General features: G+C 57.2%; 22 protein-coding genes and 6 tRNA genes. 13 read left to right on the top strand and 15 right to left on the bottom strand.

The window, feature by feature from the left end; genetic code table 11:
- Positions 1 to 136 precede the first annotated feature (136 nt).
- Positions 137 to 1348, bottom strand: a complete 1212-nt coding sequence (locus tag CWM58_RS18240) for a diguanylate phosphodiesterase (protein ID WP_061155292.1) — start codon at positions 1346 to 1348, stop codon at positions 137 to 139.
- 328 nt (positions 1349 to 1676) lie between these two features.
- Here CWM58_RS18240 and ycgZ point away from each other — a divergent pair, with 328 nt between their 5' ends.
- The 3 genes from ycgZ to CWM58_RS18225 all read left to right on the top strand — a co-directional run bounded on the left by ycgZ (position 1677) and on the right by CWM58_RS18225 (position 2671).
- On the top strand, positions 1677 to 1922 hold the full coding sequence (gene ycgZ / locus CWM58_RS18235; RefSeq protein ID WP_012542413.1) for a regulatory protein YcgZ: 246 nt from the start codon (positions 1677 to 1679) through the stop codon (positions 1920 to 1922).
- A gap of 125 nt (positions 1923 to 2047) precedes the next feature.
- Positions 2048 to 2353, top strand: coding sequence for a hypothetical protein (locus CWM58_RS29055; protein WP_008805712.1), 306 nt, complete (start codon positions 2048 to 2050; stop codon positions 2351 to 2353).
- A 51-nt stretch (positions 2354 to 2404) separates the two neighbouring features.
- Positions 2405 to 2671: a biofilm development regulator YmgB/AriR family protein gene (locus CWM58_RS18225; RefSeq protein WP_004886050.1), complete on the top strand. Its 267-nt coding sequence runs from the start codon at positions 2405 to 2407 to the stop codon at positions 2669 to 2671.
- 111 nt (positions 2672 to 2782) lie between these two features.
- Here the strand turns inward: CWM58_RS18225 and pgl are convergent, their stop codons facing one another.
- Complete coding sequence (gene pgl, locus CWM58_RS18220) at positions 2783 to 3778, bottom strand: 6-phosphogluconolactonase (protein WP_074386502.1); 996 nt, start codon at positions 3776 to 3778, stop codon at positions 2783 to 2785.
- 228 nt (positions 3779 to 4006) lie between these two features.
- Here pgl and CWM58_RS18215 point away from each other — a divergent pair, with 228 nt between their 5' ends.
- On the top strand, positions 4007 to 4825 hold the full coding sequence (locus CWM58_RS18215) for a pyridoxal phosphatase (protein WP_100681485.1): 819 nt from the start codon (positions 4007 to 4009) through the stop codon (positions 4823 to 4825).
- Here CWM58_RS18215 and modC read toward each other — a convergent pair whose 3' ends face one another.
- The 4 genes from modC to CWM58_RS18195 form a co-directional block, all read right to left on the bottom strand.
- Positions 4826 to 5884 (bottom strand): molybdenum ABC transporter ATP-binding protein ModC, encoded by a 1059-nt coding sequence (gene modC, locus CWM58_RS18210; protein WP_100681507.1) that lies wholly within the window; start codon positions 5882 to 5884, stop codon positions 4826 to 4828.
- Between the two features lie 2 nt (positions 5885 to 5886).
- Complete coding sequence (gene modB, locus CWM58_RS18205) at positions 5887 to 6576, bottom strand: molybdate ABC transporter permease subunit (RefSeq protein ID WP_002895159.1); 690 nt, start codon at positions 6574 to 6576, stop codon at positions 5887 to 5889.
- The gene (gene modA / locus CWM58_RS18200) at positions 6576 to 7349 is read right to left on the bottom strand and encodes a molybdate ABC transporter substrate-binding protein (protein ID WP_012542417.1); all 774 of its coding nucleotides are present in this window, start codon (positions 7347 to 7349) and stop codon (positions 6576 to 6578) included. Before modA ends, modB begins: the two co-directional genes overlap by 1 nt.
- A gap of 142 nt (positions 7350 to 7491) precedes the next feature.
- Positions 7492 to 7641, bottom strand: a complete 150-nt coding sequence (locus tag CWM58_RS18195; RefSeq protein ID WP_064774530.1) for an AcrZ family multidrug efflux pump-associated protein — start codon at positions 7639 to 7641, stop codon at positions 7492 to 7494.
- Positions 7642 to 7794: 153 nt separating this feature from the next.
- On the opposite strand from CWM58_RS18195, the gene modE reads away from it, so the two are divergent.
- The 7 genes from modE (at position 7795) to gpmA (ending at position 15636) form a co-directional block, all read left to right on the top strand.
- Complete coding sequence (modE, locus tag CWM58_RS18190) at positions 7795 to 8583, top strand: molybdenum-dependent transcriptional regulator (protein ID WP_100681484.1); 789 nt, start codon at positions 7795 to 7797, stop codon at positions 8581 to 8583.
- Positions 8584 to 8650: 67 nt separating this feature from the next.
- On the top strand, positions 8651 to 10123 hold the full coding sequence (gene modF, locus CWM58_RS29050; protein ID WP_100681483.1) for a molybdate ABC transporter ATP-binding protein ModF: 1473 nt from the start codon (positions 8651 to 8653) through the stop codon (positions 10121 to 10123).
- 209 nt (positions 10124 to 10332) lie between these two features.
- Positions 10333 to 11349, top strand: a complete 1017-nt coding sequence (galE, locus tag CWM58_RS18180; protein WP_022065235.1) for a UDP-glucose 4-epimerase GalE — start codon at positions 10333 to 10335, stop codon at positions 11347 to 11349.
- Between the two features lie 9 nt (positions 11350 to 11358).
- Positions 11359 to 12405: a galactose-1-phosphate uridylyltransferase gene (gene galT / locus CWM58_RS18175; protein ID WP_100681482.1), complete on the top strand. Its 1047-nt coding sequence runs from the start codon at positions 11359 to 11361 to the stop codon at positions 12403 to 12405.
- A 2-nt stretch (positions 12406 to 12407) separates the two neighbouring features.
- The gene (gene galK, locus CWM58_RS18170; RefSeq protein ID WP_100681481.1) at positions 12408 to 13556 is read left to right on the top strand and encodes a galactokinase; all 1149 of its coding nucleotides are present in this window, start codon (positions 12408 to 12410) and stop codon (positions 13554 to 13556) included.
- On the top strand, positions 13550 to 14593 hold the full coding sequence (gene galM, locus CWM58_RS18165; RefSeq protein WP_100681480.1) for a galactose-1-epimerase: 1044 nt from the start codon (positions 13550 to 13552) through the stop codon (positions 14591 to 14593). Before galK ends, galM begins: the two co-directional genes overlap by 7 nt.
- Before the next feature lie 290 nt (positions 14594 to 14883).
- Positions 14884 to 15636 (top strand): 2,3-diphosphoglycerate-dependent phosphoglycerate mutase, encoded by a 753-nt coding sequence (gene gpmA, locus CWM58_RS18160; RefSeq protein ID WP_002895089.1) that lies wholly within the window; start codon positions 14884 to 14886, stop codon positions 15634 to 15636.
- Positions 15637 to 15708: 72 nt separating this feature from the next.
- On the opposite strand, the gene aroG is transcribed toward gpmA, so the two are convergent.
- The gene (gene aroG, locus CWM58_RS18155) at positions 15709 to 16761 is read right to left on the bottom strand and encodes a 3-deoxy-7-phosphoheptulonate synthase AroG (protein WP_061155302.1); all 1053 of its coding nucleotides are present in this window, start codon (positions 16759 to 16761) and stop codon (positions 15709 to 15711) included.
- Positions 16762 to 17076: 315 nt separating this feature from the next.
- On the opposite strand from aroG, the gene CWM58_RS18150 reads away from it, so the two are divergent.
- Positions 17077 to 17454 (top strand): YbgS-like family protein, encoded by a 378-nt coding sequence (locus CWM58_RS18150; protein ID WP_064144029.1) that lies wholly within the window; start codon positions 17077 to 17079, stop codon positions 17452 to 17454.
- Between the two features lie 118 nt (positions 17455 to 17572).
- On the top strand, positions 17573 to 18517 hold the full coding sequence (zitB, locus tag CWM58_RS18145) for a CDF family zinc transporter ZitB (RefSeq protein ID WP_061155303.1): 945 nt from the start codon (positions 17573 to 17575) through the stop codon (positions 18515 to 18517).
- On the opposite strand, the gene pnuC is transcribed toward zitB, so the two are convergent.
- From pnuC to CWM58_RS18105, 8 genes are all read right to left on the bottom strand, one after another.
- The gene (pnuC, locus tag CWM58_RS18140) at positions 18514 to 19233 is read right to left on the bottom strand and encodes a nicotinamide riboside transporter PnuC (protein ID WP_061155304.1); all 720 of its coding nucleotides are present in this window, start codon (positions 19231 to 19233) and stop codon (positions 18514 to 18516) included. The two genes, zitB and pnuC, sit on opposite strands and share 4 nt — an antisense overlap.
- A gap of 35 nt (positions 19234 to 19268) precedes the next feature.
- Positions 19269 to 20312, bottom strand: a complete 1044-nt coding sequence (nadA, locus tag CWM58_RS18135; RefSeq protein ID WP_100681506.1) for a quinolinate synthase NadA — start codon at positions 20310 to 20312, stop codon at positions 19269 to 19271.
- Positions 20313 to 20606: 294 nt separating this feature from the next.
- Positions 20607 to 20682, bottom strand: a tRNA-Lys gene (locus tag CWM58_RS18130).
- Positions 20683 to 20715: 33 nt separating this feature from the next.
- Positions 20716 to 20791 (bottom strand) — tRNA-Lys (locus tag CWM58_RS18125).
- Positions 20792 to 20837: 46 nt separating this feature from the next.
- Positions 20838 to 20913: transfer RNA gene (locus CWM58_RS18120), tRNA-Lys, on the bottom strand.
- 3 nt (positions 20914 to 20916) lie between these two features.
- Positions 20917 to 20992 (bottom strand) — tRNA-Val (locus CWM58_RS18115).
- Positions 20993 to 21141: 149 nt separating this feature from the next.
- Positions 21142 to 21217 (bottom strand) — tRNA-Lys (locus CWM58_RS18110).
- A 2-nt stretch (positions 21218 to 21219) separates the two neighbouring features.
- A tRNA-Val gene (locus tag CWM58_RS18105) sits at positions 21220 to 21295 on the bottom strand.
- Positions 21296 to 21399 lie beyond the last annotated feature (104 nt).

Below are 21399 nucleotides of genomic sequence, written 5' to 3'. Positions count from 1 at the left end.
ATACTTTAATACCTAAACTAACGAATTCAGGCATCCTGTACAACTCTATTTTCTTGTACAGATAAAGATATCAGGTTGTGGCTCACAGCGCGCGGGGAAAAAGATGAAAAAAAAAGTTAGCTGATTTCGCGGTGAATCATTTTTTCTCCGGCCAGGCGATAGCGGGCAGGCCCCCCAGGCGGGCACCCGCGAATAAATTTCCCTGAAACTGTGAGATACCGGCTGACTCCAGCCACATCCACTCTTCAGCACGCTCGATACCGACGGCAGATACCGCAATTTCCAGCGAAAAACAGCATTTGATAATAGCCTGTACAATCGACTGTCGCGGGCCGTCCTGATGAATATTGCGGATCAGTTCATGGTCGATTTTAATCCGGTCAGGCTGGTATTGCGCCAGCAGCGATAGCCCGGCAAAGCCTGCGCCGAAGTGATCGATGGCAAGATTAATCCCCGCGCCCTTCAGCTTACGTACCGCGTCGGTAAAATCGTCCATCCGTGAGATCACTTCCCGTTCGGTAAACTCCACAATAATCTGTTCCGGAATAAGATCATTGCGCTTAATTTCATCGAGCAGAAAAGCCACCGCGTCAGGCGCTTTCACCAGCGTCATCGGCAGCAAATTAATGCTTAACGCCTTATTACGTAAACCTAATTTCCCCGCCAGAGACAGCGCGACGCGTTTACTGTGCAGGTCGGCAAGATAAATATCGTCCCCTGCCAGCCCGGCAAAATAGGCGCCAGGAGATTGACCATCCGGTGTGCGCAGCAGTGCTTCCCACGAGATAATTTCACAGGCGAAAGGATCGACGATCGGCTGAAAGGCAAAAGACCAGCTTTCCGTATTATCGATAATAGGAGTGTCAGGGAAAAAGGTCTCGTTATCAGCAATAAATACCCAACTGTCCGCGGAAGGGATCTCAAAATAGTTCGCTTTTTCCGTGGATTCGACAAAAGTACGGAAAAATTGCAGCGCCCGGTCATCATAGGTGAGCTGATATTTTGTCGTGCCCCGGTCCATCACTGTCTGTAGTACTTCCTCGCGATCATGTTCCCGTAAATCAAACAGTTCCATACCGACCTTACCAAATCGACGGGACGGTGCATAATCGCAAAACAACTCCACCAGATTATAATGACGGGGATCGAGGAAAATTTTTTGATAAATATCCCGTACCTTTTCTTCTGGTCCTTCAATAAGTTGAAAAAAATGCGTCCCGTTAAACAGTAATATACCGGTGACATCCGCCTGCCCATTTCTCTCGTTTGCCCTGGCAACCATGGCCTCGATCGATTTGAATGAGACATTGTCGCAAATATGGCTGCGATAAATGATGGTGGTAAGCATAGTGATTCCAGATGGGAGGGATAAGCATTCACAGTAGCAGTTATCAGGCTAATCGTCTTGCAAAACTACGGTTTATCTTAACAAAAAATATACACTCAAACGCATTACGCCCCACCCCGGCGTCCCCCACCCTCTCACCTTGTACAATGTACAACATAAAACCCCACCCAAACAGGTTAAAAAACAATCACGCAATAAAATTAATTTATTAAAAATCAATAAAGTAGTAACAATCGCAGCAATATTGCGCAACTTTATGTGTACAACTTAATAATTATTGTATAAGTTTATTTGCAGTTAACAGATGAATGAAATGAAAGGAGCACATATGCAGCAGAATGGTTACATTCCAGATACAGCGAACGCAATTGCCCAGTATTTCAACAAAGCATCGTTACCTTCCCAGCAGGAAACGCTGGGTCAGATCGTGATGGATATTCTCAACGAAGGGCGCCATCTCAACCGCAAGGCACTGTGCACCAAACTGTTGAGCCGCCTTGACAGCGCCCGTGCGCCAGAGGAAGAGAGCCACTATCAAACCTTAATTGGTTTGTTGTTTGCCGGTCAGGAATAACGTCATCGATCGTCGCCTGTTGCAACCGCAGTAGCAGATGAGGGGCGATCGCTTCCATAAACCTGCTGCTGACCTGAATGCCCGTTATCAGATTCAGGAAGAGTGTGGCATGCAGAGAGACGGTTATGAATAGCAGTGATACTGAGGAAATAACCGATGAGATCATCGGCGAGGCGGTGCTCGCGCTTCTGAAAACGAATCGCCCGATTACCACCCCGACCCTGCTGGTTCGGCTTCGGTTGATGCAGGCCACAGAGTCAGATCGCCAGCGAAGGAAAATCATCGCTGCCGTTATTGAAGAAATTTGCGCGAAGCTCGCCCTCCAGCGGAAGCACGCGCCTTTGCAGGTTAAGAAAATCAATGGCCGTTGGGAAAGCAGAGGAACTCTGGCGCAGAGCAGCATGGCGCCGGAAGCTAAAAAAATCCACTGATTGTCCCAACCATGGTGAATAAAACAGAGTGAGAATGTGATGAGACAGACTATGCATCAGCAACCCGATATTTACGCAGGACTGCAGGACACCGCGCTCTCAGATTATTTCCGTAACGCCGGTGATAAACTGGTTGATGAGTCCGCCGTCATGTCGCTCGCCATCAACAGTATTCTTCAGTCCGAAGGGCACCTGAACAATAAAGCCATTATATTATGGCTGATTCAGGCGCTGGAAAGCACCGATGACGTGGTCACTGCTGACGTGATCCGTAAAACGCTGGAAATTGTCGTCGGCTACACCATGGACGATATTTAACCGCTCTGCGTTTCAGGCCTGCCAGTGCTGGCGGCCCCTTCCCTAAAGAGCCTGTCCGCTCTGATCAAAAAACCTCGCTGACGCGAGGTTTTTCTTTTACCGCCTGACGCCTCAGTGGGCGTTGACCACCACCCACATCGGGCCCTGACCGACCGCATAACGGCCTTTCTCCTGCAGTAGCCCCTGCTCACCTTCAATTTCATACACTGCGATATGGTGCGACTTCTGCCCTGCGGCAATCAGATACTTACCGCTGTGATCGAGGTTAAAGCCGCGTGGCTGAGTTTCCGTCGGCTGATAGCCTTCCACTGCCAGCACGCTGCCATCTTCCGAGACGCTGAACACCGTAATGATGCTGGCGGTACGATCGCAGGCGTACAGATGACGACCGTCAGGGGTGATGTGAATATCCGCCGCCCAGCGCACGCCGGTGAAATCCTGCGGCATCATATCCAGGGTTTGTACACATTCGATGTTGCCATTCGGGTCTTTCAGTTCCCAGACGTCAACGGAACTGTTCAGTTCATTGACGCAATAACCATACTGCTGGTTCGGATGGAACACCATGTGGCGTGGACCGGCGCCCTCGACGGTGGTCACTTCCGCCGGCTCCTGAGCGGAGAGAAAACCATCCTCGCTGAGGGTAAACAGGCAAATACGATCCTGCTTCAGCGCCGGCACCCACAGGGTGCGGTTGTCAGGGGAGATATTGGCCGAGTGGCAACCTTCCAGCCCTTCCACCACGGTGACGGTTTCGCCCGGCAGGCCGTCCTGCAGCGGGGTCACGCTAACGCAGCCCTGATTGTAGGAGGCGCTGAAGACAAAACGGCCATGATGATCGGTAGAAATGTGGGTCGGGCTGCCCGGCAGCGCCGCTTCCCCCGCGAAGGTCAACGCCCCGTTATCCGGCGTGATGCGATACGCTAACACGCGAAACTCCGGACGAACGCCAACGTACAGATACTCCTTGTTGGGACTGACCACCATCGGCTGTACCTGCCCCGGGGCATCAACCACCTGCACCAGCGTCAGTTTGCCGTCCGCTTCAAGACTCCAGACGTGGATTTGTTGGCTTTCCGGGCTGGCGGTATAAACGGTTTGTTTCATGACTACTCCTTCCCTCACTGCACGTGGAATTTTCATTTTCAGGATAACAGCACCCTGAAAATTATAAGACATCCGCCCATGATACTCGCAAAGTCCGCTGAATTTCCGACGGACGGCGGCACAAAGGGCATACAGGCATTCACGGCAGATGTGGAAAAATTGGTCCTGACGCCACGGCGGTGTACCATCATGGCCAGGTCACTTTTCAACATCAACCGGAAATAACACATGACAACACGCGTGATTGCCCTGGATTTAGACGGCACCCTGCTCACCAGCAAAAAAACCATCCTGCCCGCTTCGCTGGAGGCGCTGGCCCGCGCCAGAGAGGCGGGCTACCAGGTTATCGTCGTTACCGGACGTCATCACGTCGCTATTCATCCTTTTTATCAGGCACTGGCTCTCGATACACCTGCAATTTGTTGTAATGGCACTTATTTGTATGATTATCACGCAAAAGAGGTTTTGGCAGCCGATCCTATGCCGGTAGCGCAAGCGGTCAGCCTGACGGCCATGCTCGCCGAACAGCAGATCCATGGCCTGGCGTATGTGGATGATGCGATGCTTTATGAACAACCCACCGGGCATGTGATCCGCACCCGCAACTGGGCGCAGGCGCTACCGGAGGATCAGCGCCCGGTCTTCCGCCAGGTCGACTCGCTGGCGCAGGCGGTCCGCGAGGTCAACGCGGTATGGAAATTCGCCCTCACCGATGAAGATATTCCCCGCCTGCAGCACTTTGCCCGCCAGGTCGGCGAGACGCTGGGCCTGGAGTGCGAATGGTCGTGGCACGATCAGGTGGATATCGCGCGCGCCGGCAACAGCAAAGGCAAACGTCTGGCGCAGTGGGTAGCCGACCAGGGGCTGTCGATGCAGGATGTGGTGGCCTTCGGTGATAATTACAACGACCTTAGCATGCTGGAAGCGGCGGGCACCGGGGTGGCGATGGGCAATGCGGTGGACGAGGTGAAAGCCCGTGCCAGGGTGGTCATCGGTGACAATGAGTCCACCAGCATCGCCGAGTTTATCTACCGCCAACTGCTGTAATCAGGCGGCGATCGACACGCTTTTGATCTGAGCAAACATCAGCTGACCTGGCGCTATCGCCAGGTCATCCCGCGCCCAGGGGCTGATTCGAGCCCACAGAGGATGGCCGCTCACCCTAAGCTGGACCTCAATCTGCCCGTTGACTTCGAGACACTGAACCACCTCGGCGCGTAAGATATTGCGGATGCTGGTCCCGGACGGCTGCGCCAGCACCAGCGAAACGTCCGACGCCTGAATACGGATCCGCGCGGTGTCTCCTGGGGGACGTTCGAGCCGGTTGACCCACAGTAGCTGGTCGCCCAGCGTCAGGGCCGTCATCGCGTACTGCGGATGCTGCGCGGCGACCGTGGCGCTGAGGATCGTACTCTGCTGTTCCGCCGGCAGCCAGGGGTGCATCACGCTGCTACTCCAGACCTCCTCCAGCGGACCAAAAGCCTTCACCTTACCGGCCTCCAGTACCAGCACGCGATCGGCCAGATGCTGGATCTCATCCAGCGAGTGGCTGACGTAAAGCATCGGAATATGGATCTCCTGCGCCAGCCGCTGCAGGTAGGGCAACAGTTCGCGTTTGCGCGGAATATCCAGCGAGGCCAGCGGCTCATCCAGCAGCAGTAACTCCGGTGCGGTCAGCAGGGCGCGGCCGATAGCCACTCGCTGCTTTTCGCCGCCGGATAACCGACCCGGCAGGCGATCCAGCAAGGGCGCGATCCCCAGCAATTCCACCAGCTTATCGAACTGGCTGACCATGGAGTTCGCCATCCCGTAGCACAGGTTACCGCGCACTTTATAGTGGGGAAACAGGCGCGCGTCCTGAAACACATAGCCAATACGGCGCTGCTCCGGCGCCAGGCAGATACGCTGCGCGGTGTCGTTCAGCACCCTGCCGTTGAGCACGATGCGCCCCGTCTGCGGCCGGGTCAGGCCGCTAATGGCGTTAATCAACGAGGTTTTGCCTGCGCCGGAGACGCCAAAGATGGCGGTGATCCCGCTGGCGGGCAGGGTTTCACGGATCTGCAGGCAGTGACTGCCGAGGGTCTGGGTAAAGTCCAGCTCCAGCATCATTATCCTCCCATGCGCTGGCGGCTCACGCGGGCCAGCCATTCCGAAATCAGCAGCGAAACCAGCGCCAGTCCGATGGCGATGAGGCAGAGGCGGGCCGCCGCCCCCTCCCCGCCCGGGGTCTGGATCAAAGTGTACATCGCCGAAGGCAGGGTGCGCGTTTCGCCGGGAATATTGGAGACGAACGTGATGGTCGCGCCAAACTCCCCTAACGAGCGGGCGAAGGCCAGCACCGTGCCGACGATAATCCCCGGCAGGGTCAGCGGCAGCGTAATGGTCAAAAACACCCGCCAGCGGCTGGCCCCGAGGGTTCTCGCCGCTTGCTCCAGTTTGACGTCCACCCCTTCCAGCGCCAGGCGAATGGCGCGCACCATCAGCGGGAAAGACATCACCGCCGCCGCCAGCACCGCCCCGCGCCAGCTGAAGGCAAAGCTGATGCCAAACCAGTCATACAGCCAACTGCCAATAAACCCGCGCCGCCCCATAGCCACCAGCAGCAGATACCCCACCACCACCGGCGGCAGCACCAGCGGCAGATGGAGAATACTGTCGAGCAGCGCCTTGCCGGGAAAGGTGCGCCGAACCAGCAGCCAGGAAAAAAAGATGCCAAAAGGCAAGCTCAAGGCCACCGCCAGGGAGGAGACTTTCAGGCTCAGCAGCACCGCCTGCCATTCGGGTTCGCTCAGAAACATCAGCGGGTGGTAAATCCGTAACGTTTAAAAATCGCGGACGCTTCCGGCCCTTTCAGGTAGTCATAGAAAGCGCTCACGGCCGCATTGCGGTGACCATCGACAATCGCCAGCGGGTACTCGACTTTCTGATGCGAGGCTTCCGGGAAGGTGCCGACCACTTTCACTCCCTTGCTGGCCACGGCATCGGAGCCATAGACAATCCCCAGCGGCGCTTCGTTACGCTCCACCAGCGCCAGCGCGCCGCGAACGTCTTCAGCCGGGGCGAGTTTCGGCGACAGGGTCTCCCAGGCGCCGAGTTTCTGCAGCGCCTCTTTGGCGTAGATGCCTGCCGGAACGTGCTGCGGATCGCCCACCGCCAGACGGCCTCCTTTCAGCAAGCTTGTCCAGTCGGTTTTCTCATCAATGGTTATCGCCCCCTGCGCGCTGGCTTTCGGCGCGACCACCACCAGGCTGTTGCCAAGCAGGGTGGCACGGGTTGCCGGGTCGATGGCCTTTTTGTCTGCCGCGTAATCCATCCATTTCTGATCGGCGGAGATAAACAGATCGGCTGGTGCGCCCGCTTCAATTTGCCGCGCCAGCGTCGACGACGAAGCAAACGACGACACGACATCGACGTTTTTCTCTTTCTTATACGCCTGGGCAATATCCTGCATCGCGTTGGTTAACGATGCGGCGGCGAAAACGGTCACTTTCCCCTCTGCCGCCAGCGCCTGACCCGCGACGCACAGCGTGAGTGATACCCCGATAACCCCGCGTAACCAAGAACCTGCCATCTGAATCTCCTGTCAATGCGTTATGTATTCGACAATATAACGATATGCAGAGCATTTTTATAGTGACACAGGACAATAAAACGAAGGGAAATGATACAGGAGGGAAATAGCACAGCGCCCGGTTAAACCGGGCGCCGGGAAATCAATGATTTTGCTGGCTGCGATCTTTGTGGCCCACGCTGGAGAAGAGGTTAAACACTTCGCCAAGACCGTAAATCAATCCCAGGATGACCGCCATCACCACCGGTACCATGATGACCGCAAAAACCAGACTTTTCAAAAGCTCTAACATGGTTCACTCCAGATAGTATGATTTGCTGATTGTAACGGTTTCAGCCGAAAAAACACGCCCCATTTGTGCGGTGGGTAATGACAAAACCGCGCACAGAGGTTTTGCAAGTGGGTGACTATCGGTCACAATACCCTTTTTTGTCAGGAAACGATTATGCAGGCCGAAATTCTTCTTACCCTTAAGCTACAGCAGCGCCTGTTTGCCGATCCCCGGCGGATCGCCCTGCTCAAACAAATTGACCAGACCGGTTCGATAAGCCAGGGGGCGAAGCACGCGGGTATCAGCTACAAAAGCGCGTGGGATGCCATCAACGAGATGAACCAGCTCAGCGAACAACCGCTGGTGGACCGCGCCACCGGCGGTAAAGGCGGCGGCGGCGCGGTGCTGACCCGCTATGGGCAGCGTCTGATCCAGCTGTACGATCTGCTGGCGCAGATCCAGCAGAAAGCGTTTGATGTGCTCAGCGATGACGATGCCCTGCCGCTGGACAGCCTGCTGGCGGCCATCTCACGCTTTTCCCTGCAGACCAGCGCCCGCAACCAGTGGTTCGGCACCATTACCGGCCGCGATCGCCAGCAGGTGCAGCAGCACGTCGAGGTACTGCTGGCCGATGGGCAGACACGTCTGAGCGTCGCCATCACCGCACAAAGCGCTGAGAAGCTGGGGCTCGATGAGGGCCAGGAGGTGCTGGTCCTGCTGAAGGCACCCTGGGTCGGCATCACCCTCGACCCCGACGTGGCCCGCCAGGCCGATAACCAGCTGTCGGGACGTATCAGCCATATCGAATGCGGGTCCGGGCAGTGCGAAGTACTGATGACGCTGGCCGACGGTCAGACCCTGTGCGCCACTCTGCCACAGGCGCAGACATCTGGCCTGGCGGAAGGGACGGAGGCGATCGCTTACTTCAATGCCGATCGCATCATTCTCGCGACGTTATGCTGACCCCATTGACATTACGCGCCTGAAGTCGTATCCCTGATGCACATCGCTGCAAAAAATGGGATACATCATGTCATCATTGCAAATTTCGCAAGGCACATTTCGCCTGAGCGATACAAAAACCTTAAAAATAGACCAGCTGAACCTGAGAGTGGGTCAAAGCTGGGCGTTTGTCGGTAGCAACGGCAGCGGCAAATCCGCCCTCGCGCGGGCTCTGGCTGGCGACCTGACTCTGCTCAGCGGCCAGCACGAAAGCCACTTCTCCCGCGTAACCCGCCTCTCCTTCGAGCAGTTGCAGAAGCTGGTCAGCGACGAGTGGCAGCGCAATAACACCGACCTGCTGAGCCCCGGTGAAGAAGACACCGGCCGCACCACCGCGGAGATTATCCAGGATGAGGTGAAAGATCCTGCCCGCTGCGCGCGCCTGGCCGAACAGTTTGGCATCAGCGCCCTGCTGGACCGCCGCTTTAAGTACCTGTCGACCGGGGAAACGCGTAAGACCCTGCTGTGCCAGGCCCTGATGACCGATCCGCAACTGCTGATCCTCGACGAACCTTTCGACGGCCTCGACGTCAACTCCCGCCAGCAGCTGGCTGCCCTGCTGGCCGACCTGCACCGCGCCGGCATCACCCTGGTGCTGGTCCTCAACCGCTTCGATGAGATCCCGGAGTTTGTGCAATTCGCCGGCGTGCTGGCTGACTGCACCCTCAGCGAGACCGGCGAGAAGTCTTCCCTGCTGCAGCAGGCGCTGGTCGCCCAGCTGGCGCACAGTGAAAAACTGGACGGCATCACCCTGCCGGAGCCGGATGTCCCATCAGCCCGTCATGCGCTGGCAGACTCGGCGCCACGTATCGTGCTCAATGACGGTGTGGTCTCCTACAACGATCGCCCGGTCATCAATCACCTCTCATGGAGCGTGAACCCGGGCGAACACTGGCAGATCCTCGGCCCCAACGGCGCCGGTAAATCCACGCTGCTGAGCCTTATCACCGGCGATCATCCGCAGGGCTACAGCAACGATCTGACGCTCTTTGGCCGCCGTCGCGGCAGCGGTGAGACCATCTGGGATATTAAAAAGCATATCGGCTACGTCAGCAGCAGCCTGCATCTGGACTACCGGGTCAGCACCAACGTCCGCAACGTCATCCTGTCGGGCTATTTTGACTCTATCGGCATTTATCAGGCGGTCTCGGACAAGCAGCACAAGCTGGTGCAACAGTGGCTGGATATTCTCGGCATTGATAAACGCACCGCCGACGCGCCGTTTCATAGCCTGTCGTGGGGCCAGCAACGGCTGGCGCTTATCGTTCGCGCGCTGGTGAAGCATCCGACCCTGCTGATCCTCGATGAACCGCTGCAGGGGCTGGACCCCCTGAATCGCCAGCTGGTGCGCCGCTTTGTCGACGTGTTGATTGGCGAAGGGGCCACACAGCTGCTGTTTGTCTCGCACCATGCGGAAGATGCCCCGGACTGTATTACCCATCGCCTGACGTTCGTTCCCAGTGGAGACGGTTACACTTATCAGCTCGGTCCTGTGGCCTGATGCCCCCTGCCGGGGGTCGAAAGATCCCTGGTATTTTTCAGAAAAATAGCGGCAAAACCACCTAACCATCTGTATTAAAGATAAAAAAATTTAATTTATGTCGTTTCACCATCAAGTGTAAACGATTCCACTAACTTGCCCTGTGTCACACTTTTCACTTCTTTGATATGCTATCTTCCTCATACACGATAAGCCGAATGGAGCGAATCATGAAAGTTCTGGTTACAGGTGGTAGCGGTTACATTGGAAGTCATACCTGCGTTCAACTGCTGCTGCAGGGACATGAGGTGGTGATCCTCGACAATCTCTGCAACAGCAAGCGCAGCGTACTGCCGGTGATTGAGCGTCTCGGCGGCAAAGAAGCCACCTTTATTGAAGGCGATATTCGTAACGAAGCGCTGATGACGGAGATCCTCCACGATCACGCCATTGAGGCGGTGATCCACTTCGCCGGGCTGAAAGCCGTCGGGGAGTCCGTCGCCAAGCCGCTGGAATATTACGATAATAACGTCACCGGCACACTGAAATTAGTTTCTGCCATGCGCGCCGCGGGCGTGAAGAACTTCATCTTTAGCTCCTCCGCCACCGTCTACGGCGATCAGCCGAAAATCCCGTATGTCGAAAGCTTCCCGACCGGCACCCCGCAAAGCCCTTATGGCAAAAGCAAACTGATGGTGGAGCAGATCCTGACCGACCTGCAGAAAGCCCAGCCGGAGTGGAGCATTGCCCTGCTGCGCTACTTCAACCCGGTCGGCGCCCACCCGTCGGGCGACATGGGGGAAGACCCGCAGGGGATCCCTAACAACCTGATGCCCTACATCGCCCAGGTCGCCGTCGGCCGTCGCGACTCGCTGGCCGTGTTTGGTAACGACTATCCGACCGAAGATGGCACCGGCGTACGCGATTATATCCACGTGATGGACCTCGCCGATGGCCACGTCGCGGCCATGGAAAAACTGGCTGACAAAGCCGGGGTACATATCTACAACCTTGGCGCCGGCGTCGGCAGCAGCGTGCTCGACGTGGTCAATGCTTTCAGCAAGGCCTGCGGCAAACCCATTAACTACCATTTCGCGCCGCGCCGCGATGGCGACCTCCCGGCCTACTGGGCGGATGCTGCCAAGGCCGACCGCGAGCTGAACTGGCGCGTGACGCGCAACCTGGACGAAATGGCGCAGGACACCTGGCACTGGCAGTCCCGTCATCCGCAGGGTTATCCAGACTAAGGAACCTTCATGAGCGTATTTAACCCCGTTGACCATCCACATCGTCGTTATAACCCGTTAACCGGGCAGTGGATTCTGGTTTCTCCGCATCGCGCCAAGCGCCCCTGGCAGGGGGCGCAGGAAACGCCGGCAAAACAGACCTTGCCAGCCCACGATCCGGACTGTTTCCTGTGCCCGGGTAATACCCGGGTCACCGGCGACACCAACCCGAATTACACCGGTACCTACGTGTTTACCAACGACTTTGCGGCCCTGATGACCGACACCCCGGACGCACCGGAGAGTGACGATCCGCTGATGCGCTGTCAGAGCGCGCGCGGCACCAGTCGGGTGATCTGCTTCTCGCCAGACCACAGCAAAACGCTGCCGGAACTGAGCCCTGAAGCACTGGAAGGCGTGGTTAAAACGTGGCAGGAACAGACCGCGGACCTCGGGAAACGCTACCCGTGGGTCCAGGTCTTTGAAAACAAAGGGGCAGCGATGGGCTGCTCCAACCCTCATCCGCATGGTCAGGTGTGGGCCAACAGCTTCCTGCCCAATGAAGCGGAACGGGAAGACCGTCTGCAGAAAGAGTATTACGCCGGACAAGGTCAGCCGATGCTGCTGGACTATGTTCAGCGCGAACTGGCCGACGGCAGCCGCACGGTGGTCGACACCGAGCACTGGCTGGCGGTCGTGCCCTACTGGGCCGCCTGGCCGTTCGAAACGCTGCTGTTGCCGAAAGCGCACGTGCAGCGTATTACCGATCTCACCGACGCCCAGCGCAGCGATCTGGCGCTGGCGTTGAAAAAGCTGACCAGCCGTTACGACAACCTGTTCCAGTGCTCATTCCCCTACTCCATGGGCTGGCACGGCGCGCCGTTTAACGACGAAGACCATCACCACTGGCAGCTTCATGCCCACTTTTATCCGCCGCTGCTGCGCTCCGCGACGGTCCGCAAGTTTATGGTTGGTTATGAAATGCTGGCCGAAACGCAGCGCGATCTGACCGCCGAGCAAGCTGCCGCACGACTGCGCGCCGTCAGCGACGTCCATTTTCGTGAATCCGGAGTGTAATGATGAGTCTGAAAGAGAAAACCCAAACCCTGTTTGCTGACGCCTTCGGCTATCCGGCCAGCCATGTCATTCAGGCGCCAGGCCGCGTCAACCTGATCGGCGAGCATACCGATTATAACGACGGTTTTGTGCTGCCCTGCGCCATCGACTACCAGACGGTGATCAGCTGTGCGCCGCGCGACGATCGTACCGTGCGGGTGATTGCCGCCGATTACGACAATCAAACCGATGAATTCTCTCTCGACGCGCCGATTATCAGCCACGATACCCAGCAGTGGTCGAACTATGTCCGCGGCGTGGTAAAGCATCTGCAGCAGCGGAACAGCCACTTTGGCGGCGCGGATCTGGTGATCAGCGGCAATGTGCCGCAGGGTGCGGGGTTAAGCTCCTCAGCCTCGCTGGAAGTGGCTGTCGGCACCGTGTTCCAACAGCTCTATCATCTGCCGCTGGACGGCGCGCAAATCGCCCTCAACGGCCAGGAGGCGGAAAACCAGTTCGTCGGCTGCAACTGCGGGATCATGGATCAGCTGATTTCGGCGCTGGGCAAAAAAGACCATGCGCTGCTGATCGACTGCCGTTCGCTGGGCACCAAAGCCGTCTCGATGCCGAAAGGCGTGGCGGTGGTGATCATCAACAGCAACTTTAAGCGCACCCTCGTCGGCAGCGAGTACAACACCCGTCGTGAACAGTGCGAAACCGGGGCGCGCTTCTTCCAGCAGCCCGCCCTGCGCGATGTTACCCTCGAGCAATTTAACGCCGTCGCCCATGAGCTGGATCCGGTCGTCGCGAAGCGCGTACGCCATGTGCTGACGGAGAATGCCCGCACTGTGGAAGCTGCCAGCGCCCTCGAAAAAGGCGACCTGAAGCGGATGGGTGAGCTGATGGCCGAATCCCACGCCTCGATGCGCGATGATTTCGAGATCACCGTCCCGCAGATCGACACTCTGGTGGAGATCGTTAAGGCCGCGATCGGCGATAAAGGCGGCGTGCGCATGACCGGCGGCGGCTTTGGCGGCTGCGTGGTAGCGTTGATCCCGGAAGATTTGGTCGATACCGTTCAGCAGGCCGTTGCCAAAACGTATGAAGCGAAAACCGGTATTAAAGAGACATTCTATGTCTGCAAACCGTCACAGGGGGCTGGCCAATGGTAACGCAAACCACCGCACTGGCGCCGGACGGCCAACCCTGGCAGCAGGTGACCCTGCGCAATAAGTCGGGGATGACCGTTACCGTGGCGGACTGGGGCGCGACGCTGCTCAGCGCCGAGGTGCCGCTGGCCGATGGCAGCCTGCGCCGTCCGCTGCTGGGCTGTGCAAAGCTGGAGGACTATGCCCACCAGGCCGCGTTTCTTGGCGCCTCGGTAGGCCGCTACGCCAACCGTATCGGCAATAGCCGCTTCCCGCTTGACGGCCAGCTCGTCAACGTCACGCCGTCAAACGACGCGGGTCACCAGCTCCACGGCGGCCCGGAAGGGTTTGATAAACGCCGCTGGCGCATTGTCCGCGCCGACGAGCAGGAAGTGCTGTTCGCCCTGACCTCGCCCGATGGCGATCAAGGCTTTCCGGGCACTCTGCAGGCCACCGCACACTATCGTCTGACCGACGATAACCGCATCGCGATTACCTATCGCGCCACCGTGGACCACCCCTGCCCGGTGAACATGACCAATCACGTCTATTTCAACCTCGACGGTGACCAGCGCGACGTGCGCCAGCACCAGCTGCAGATCCTCGCCCAGAGGTATCTGCCGGTGGAAAGCGACGGTATCCCAGGTGGTGAACTCAAAGATGTTGCTAACACCAGCTTTGATTTCCGCCAGCCGAAAACCATCGCCGCCGACTTCCTCGCCGACGCCGATCAGCAAAAGGTGAAGGGATACGATCATGCCTTCCTGCTGGATGCCAAAGGCGACGCCAGCCAGCCTGCAGCGCAGGTCTGGTCGCAGGACGGCAAGCTGCAGATGACGGTCTATACCTCCGCTCCAGCGCTGCAGTTTTACTCCGGCAACTATCTCGGCGGCACCCCGTCGCAGACGACGGAGCCCTACGCCGACTGGCAGGGGCTGGCGCTGGAGAGCGAATTCCTGCCGGATTCGCCGAATCATCCGGAATGGCCGCAGCCGGACTGTGTGTTACGTCCGGGCCAGGAGTACGTCAGCCTGACGGAATATCAGTTTATCGCCCGATAACCGCATGCGCCCCCCGCCGGGGGCGCTGCTTTTCGTCCCCGCCCTCCTCTCTGCCGCCTCTTTTTTCAGCAACCTGCTCTATTTTCCGTCACCAAAGGACAAAAAAATAACCTGTGTTTTACAAGCACCTTACACTGAGCCACTATTTTCGCTATGGTTAGGGATAAGCATTGCCGTGAGCCAAATCACGGCAATATAATGAGAATAGTTATCAATCAATAACACATACACCAACATATTCAGCGCACCGTTCGCGGCGCGAGGGATGGCGTGTAGAGAGGAGTAAGAGAATGGCTGTAACTAAGCTGGTACTGGTTCGTCATGGCGAAAGCCAGTGGAACAACGAAAACCGCTTCACCGGTTGGTACGACGTTGATCTGTCCGAGAAAGGCGTTAGCGAAGCGAAAGCGGCAGGTAAACTGCTGAAGGCTGAAGGCTTCAGCTTTGATTTTGCTTATACCTCCGTGCTGAAACGTGCCATCCACACCCTGTGGAACGTGCTGGACGAACTGGATCAGGCCTGGCTGCCGGTCGAGAAATCCTGGAAGCTGAACGAGCGTCATTACGGCGCGCTGCAGGGCCTGAACAAAGCGGAAACCGCTGAGAAATACGGTGACGAGCAGGTTAAACAGTGGCGTCGCGGCTTCGCTGTCACTCCGCCGGAGCTGACCAAAGACGACGAGCGCTACCCGGGCCACGATCCGCGCTATGCAAAACTGACCGACGCAGAACTGCCGACCACTGAAAGCCTGGCGCTGACCATCGACCGCGTCGTGCCTTACTGGAACGAAACCATTCTGCCGCGCCTGAAAAGCGGTGAGCGCGTGATCATCGCCGCTCACGGTAACTCCCTGCGCGCGCTGGTGAAATACCTCGACAACATGGGCGAAGACGAGATCCTCGAACTGAACATCCCGACCGGCGTACCGCTGGTGTATGAGTTCGATGAAAACTTCAAGCCGATCAAACATTACTATCTGGGCAATGCGGAAGAGATCGCGGCGAAAGCTGCTGCCGTCGCCAACCAGGGTAAAGCGAAGTAATTCCTCCCGGTGAGAACAAAAAAGCGTGGAAATCTCCACGCTTTTTTATTGCCTGCGCCAGCGCAGATTCGCTTAGCCGCGGCGGGTTTTCACCGCTTCCGCCAGCTGACGCAGGATCGTTTCGGTATCCTCCCAGCCGATGCAGGCGTCGGTGACGCTCTTGCCGTAGGTCAGCGGTTCACCGCTCTCGAGGCTCTGGTTGCCTTCCACCAGATGGCTTTCAATCATCACGCCCATGATCGCCCGCTCACCGCCGGCAACCTGCTGGCATACGTCGGCGCCCACTTCCATCTGCTTTTTGAACTGCTTGCTGGAGTTGGCATGGCTGAAGTCGATCATCACCTGGGCCGGCAGGCCCGCTTTCGCCAGGCCGATCTTCACGTCCGCCACGTGCTTCGCGCTGTAGTTCGGCTCTTTGCCGCCGCGCAGAATAATATGGCAGTCGCCGTTACCGCTGGTATTAACGATAGCGGAGTGGCCCCACTTAGTGACCGACAGGAAACAGTGCGGTGCGCCAGCGGCGTTAATCGCGTCGATAGCCACCTTGATGGTGCCATCGGTACCATTCTTAAAGCCCACCGGGCAGGAGAGTCCGGAGGCGAGTTCACGGTGAACCTGGGATTCGGTGGTACGTGCCCCAATGGCGCCCCAGCTCATCAGATCGGCGACATACTGCGGGGTGATCATATCGAGGAATTCCCCCGCCGCCGGCAGGCCGCTGTCGTTAATGTCCAGCAGCAGTTTGCGCGCGATGCGCAACCCGTCGTTGATGCGGAAGCTGTTATCCATGTGGGGATCGTTGATAAGCCCTTTCCAGCCGACGGTGGTGCGCGGCTTTTCAAAATAGACCCGCATGACGATCTCGAGCTCGCCCTTCAGCGCCTCGCGCAGGGGCAGCAGACGGGAAGCGTACTCTTTCGCCGCTGCCGGATCGTGAATCGAACAGGGCCCAATCACTACCAGCAGACGGTCATCGTCACCCTTGAGGATCTGATGGATCGCTTTGCGAGCATGTGCAACGGTATTTGCAGCATTTTCGGTAGCAGGGAATTTTTCCAGGAGCGCAACGGGAGGTAATAATTCGTTGATCTCTTTAATACGTAAATCGTCGTTCTGATAATTCATCTTCTTTCCAGCGTTGCCATACTTATTCAATGAAATGCAATCCCTCCAATCTATCTCTTCGCCGAAAAAGTGTAAACGTGATTTTACAGTAGTGATGGAATAATCCTGGAAATAGGCAAAAATACGCCATAAAGTAGCGAAACCAGGCTCATGCACTACAATAATTAACTGTTAAAGCTAATTAAGCCTTACGTTTCAGGATTATATAGTGACACTGCGATCGTCTGCGGAGTCTTTAACCATAGCGAGTCAGATCCCTGGCACACTCACCGCGGGAAGTGCATTTCCCCCTTCCCGGCTTAACAGGAGTATCCGATGAATATGAAAAAACTGACGACCCTTTTGCTCACCGCCACCTTAGGTCTTGCCAACGGCGCGGCCCTGGCGGCAGACACTGGCGCACAGTCCAACAATGGCCAGGCTAACTCTTCCGCGGATGCCGGTCAGGTGGCGCCAGATGCCCGTGAGAACGTGGCGCCAAACAATGTGGACAATAACCAGATCAATTCCGGCTCTGGCGGCACCATGCTCCATCCTGACGGCTCGACGATGAGCCAGGACAATATGTCGAGCGATGAAGTGCATAAAAACTCGATGTGTAAAGATGGCCGCTGTCCAGACACCGGTAAGAAACTGGACAATGGCGGCAGCATGAACCACGACAACAGCAAAACCGACGGTACCACCCAGTAAGTAATGCGGTGGGCACCAACAGAGAAAAGGCGGGCCCAGCTCGCCTTTTCTCTGTTTGTTATCGACCTCTGTTTATGATGTCATAGAATAATAATGATAACTATCAAGGGACGACACGATGGCCCACCCGCATTCGCACTCTCCTGCTCAGGCTCCGGACAGCAGTAACGCTCGCCGGCTGCTGTGGGCATTTATCGTCACCGCCGGTTTTATGTTGATTGAAGCCGTCGGCGGCGCGATCTCCGGTTCGCTGGCCCTGCTGGCGGATGCCGGCCATATGCTCACCGATTCCGCCGCCCTGCTGTTTGCGCTGCTGGCGGTTCGCTTCGCCAGCCGCCCACCGAATACCCGCCATACCTTTGGCTGGTTGCGTTTGACCACCCTGGCGGCGTTTCTCAATGCCATTGCCCTGGTGGTGATTACCATTTTGATTGTCTGGGAGGCGATTCAGCGCTTCCAGCATCCGCAGCCGGTGGCCGGCGTGACGATGATGGTGATTGCGGTCGCCGGCCTGCTGGCCAACGTGCTGGCCTTCTGGATCCTGCATCGGGGGAGTGAAGAGCAGAATCTCAACGTGCGCGCTGCAGCGCTACACGTGCTGGGCGACCTGCTGGGCTCGGTCGGCGCGATCGTGGCAGCCGTGGTGATCCTCACCACCGGCTGGACGCCTGTCGACCCGATTCTTTCCGTGCTGGTTTCCTGCCTGGTATTACGTAGCGCCTGGCGGCTGCTAAAGGAGAGTCTGAATGAACTGCTGGAAGGCGCGCCGCGTTCGCTGGACGTCGCGGCCCTGCAGCGGGATATTCGCCGCTCTATCCCGGAGGTACGCGATGTTCACCACGTCCACGTCTGGCTGGTGGGGGAAAAACCGGTGATGACGCTGCATGTTCAGGTGGTCCCGCCGCACGATCATGATGCGTTACTCAACCGCATCCTGCATTTCCTGGAACATAAATATGAAATTGAGCATGCCACAGTGCAGATGGAGTACCAGCCCTGCAGCGGCCCGGAGTGCCATCTCAACACGATGCACGCCGGGCACGATCATCACCACCACCATTAGCCAGAAAACGCGTGAGAACCTCGCTCACGCGCGCTGTTTATCCACATCCGGCTGCCGTTCAGCGCAATGAACGTCAGCAAGAGGTATTCCAGGGACATGGCATAGACGCCCTGGCGGGCAAAAATCACCACGCTTATCACGTTGACGATCACCCACAGCAGCCAGTTCTCAACATACTTGCGGGTCATTAAGATCATCGCCACCACCGACAGCACCGTCATGCAAGAGTCCCAGAACGGGAAGGCATCCGGCTGCAGCACCGGCATGGAGACCTGCAGACCCAGCGCTTGCATCAGGCTGACCGCGATCCGCGTCAGGAAAGCAAAGAACGGGTTGATAAACAGGGTCAGCAAGCCGATCGCCACCACACAGGCCGCCAGCCAGCCCAGGGCTTTATTGCGCGGTAGCCAGCGGATCTGCAGCTCAGCCTCATGGTTGCTGCTTTGCCGCGACCAGGCATACCAGCCGTAAACGTTAGCGGCAAAGAAGAACAACTGCAGCAGCAGGCTGGCGTACAGCTGGATCTGAAAGAAGATGATGGCGAACAGTGTGACGTTGACCAGCCCGAAAGCATAGTTACTGATCTTCTCCAGGCTCGCCAGCCAGATGCACAGCAGCCCGGCGATGGTCCCCACGGCCTCTATCCAGGAGAGATCGTACCCCCCGGCGCCGATGGGTATATGTACTAAGATATTCTGCGTGCTAAAAAAATCCATTTCATCCCCTCAGCGTCTTGCGACGCGACAATACGTTATCCCCGTAGTGTAGCCGCAAAATCCAGCATCCGGTTAAGCGGAATCAATGCCCCGGTGCGCAGCGCTTCGTCGACGTGGATTTCGTGTTCCGCACCGCCCTGTTCGAGTCCCTCGGCAATGGCTTTCAGGCCGTTCATCGCCATCCACGGACAGTGCGCGCAGCTGCGGCAGGTCGCCCCTTCGCCAGCGGTGGGCGCTTCCAGCAGCGTTTTCTCCGGTACCGCCTGCTGCATTTTATAGAAGATACCGCGATCGGTCGCCACGATCAGCTGACGCTGGGGCAAGCTTTTCGCCGCCGCAATCAGCTGGCTGGTGGAGCCCACGGCATCCGCCATCTCGACAATCGCCTGCGGCGACTCAGGATGGACCAGTACAGCAGCCTCAGGATAGAGGACCTTCATACGCGTCAGTGCCTGGGTTTTAAACTCATCGTGCACGATGCACGCCCCCTGCCAGCACAGCACGTCTGCGCCGGTCTGACGCTGGACATAGCGGCCAAGGTGGCGGTCCGGCGCCCAGAGGATCTTTTGGCCAAGGCTGTCCAGATGATCAATGAGTTCCACGGCGATACTGGAGGTGACCACCCAGTCAGCGCGGGCCTTCACCGCGGCGGACGTATTGGCATAAACCACCACGGTGCGATCGGGATGGGCATCGCAGAAGGCGTTGAATTCCTCAATCGGACAGCCCAGATCCAGCGAACACTCCGCGTTCAGGGTCGGCATCAGAATGGTCTTTTCCGGGCTGAGGATTTTGGCGGTTTCCCCCATAAATCGCACCCCGGCGACCAGCAGCGTGGAGGCCGAATGACGGGCGCCAAAACGCGCCATCTCCAGCGAGTCGGCGATACAGCCGCCGGTTTCTTCCGCCAGCTGTTGAATTTCAGGATCGGTGTAGTAATGCGCCACCATTACGGCGTCGCGCTCGCGCAGCAAGCGCTTGATTTTTTCGCGATAAAACTGCTTTTCGTCGACGGTCAGCGGCTGTGGTTTCGCTGGGAAAGGATAAATCGCCGTTTCAGGATCAAACATTACGCTCATCATGCAATCTCGTTTTACTGGCTTAACTCTAAGACCGTCAGTATGGCCTGTCTGCGCCTTAATACGGTCATGGTGTTTTATATGCTAAACAAGATAGCGGATTACGCGCAAAAAGTCGTGATGAATTTTGTACATCCGTCCGTATTCCGCGGACGATGGTGCGCATCTGCCCGAGCGACCGGTTCGCACCCTGGGTAGCCACGGTAAGCGCAGCGTGACCGTGGAGTCATGCTGAAGTCGAATTTTGAAGTATGGCGGATAGCAAAAAGGCGCCTTTAGGGCGCCTTTTTACATTGGTGGGTCGTGCAGGATTCGAACCTGCGACCAATTGATTAAAAGTCAACTGCTCTACCAACTGAGCTAACGACCCCTTGCGGGATTTTGCTACTGTAATCATTCAGGATGGTGGGTCGTGCAGGATTCGAACCTGCGACCAATTGATTAAAAGTCAACTGCTCTACCAACTGAGCTAACGACCCGCTCTGGTATTACCTGAATAATTTCACTCGACACCAATATTGAAATTGGTGGGTCGTGCAGGATTCGAACCTGCGACCAATTGATTAAAAGTCAACTGCTCTACCAACTGAGCTAACGACCCGAGTGGTGGGTGATGACGGGATCGAACCGCCGACCCCCTCCTTGTAAGGGAGGTGCTCTCCCAGCTGAGCTAATCACCCGAAACTGCGCTGGATACTACCGATACTGCGTCCACCGACCCGTCATTAAGATGGTGGGTCGTGCAGGATGACTCGCTTCGCTCGCCCTTCGGGCCGTTGCTGAAGCAACGTTATCCTTCACGTTTAACACCGACGTTCGATGTTAAAGATGGTGGGTCGTGCAGGATTCGAACCTGCGACCAATTGATTAAAAGTCAACTGCTCTACCAACTGAGCTAACGACCCGGTGGTGGGTGATGACGGGATCGAACCGCCGACCCCCTCCTTGTAAGGGAGGTGCTCTCCCAGCTGAGCTAATCACCCGATACTACGCTGGATACTGCTAAATGGTGGGTCGTGCAGGATGACTCGGCTTCGCCTCGCCCTATGGGCCGTTGCTGTCGCAACGTTATCCTTCACGTTTTACT

It is taken from the genome of Klebsiella sp. H-Nf2 (assembly GCF_002806645.1).
Taxonomy (GTDB): Bacteria; Pseudomonadota; Gammaproteobacteria; order Enterobacterales; family Enterobacteriaceae; genus Klebsiella; species Klebsiella variicola.
The sequence above is the reverse complement of the archived record's forward strand: the minus strand, read 5'-3'. Positions and strand labels throughout refer to the sequence as shown.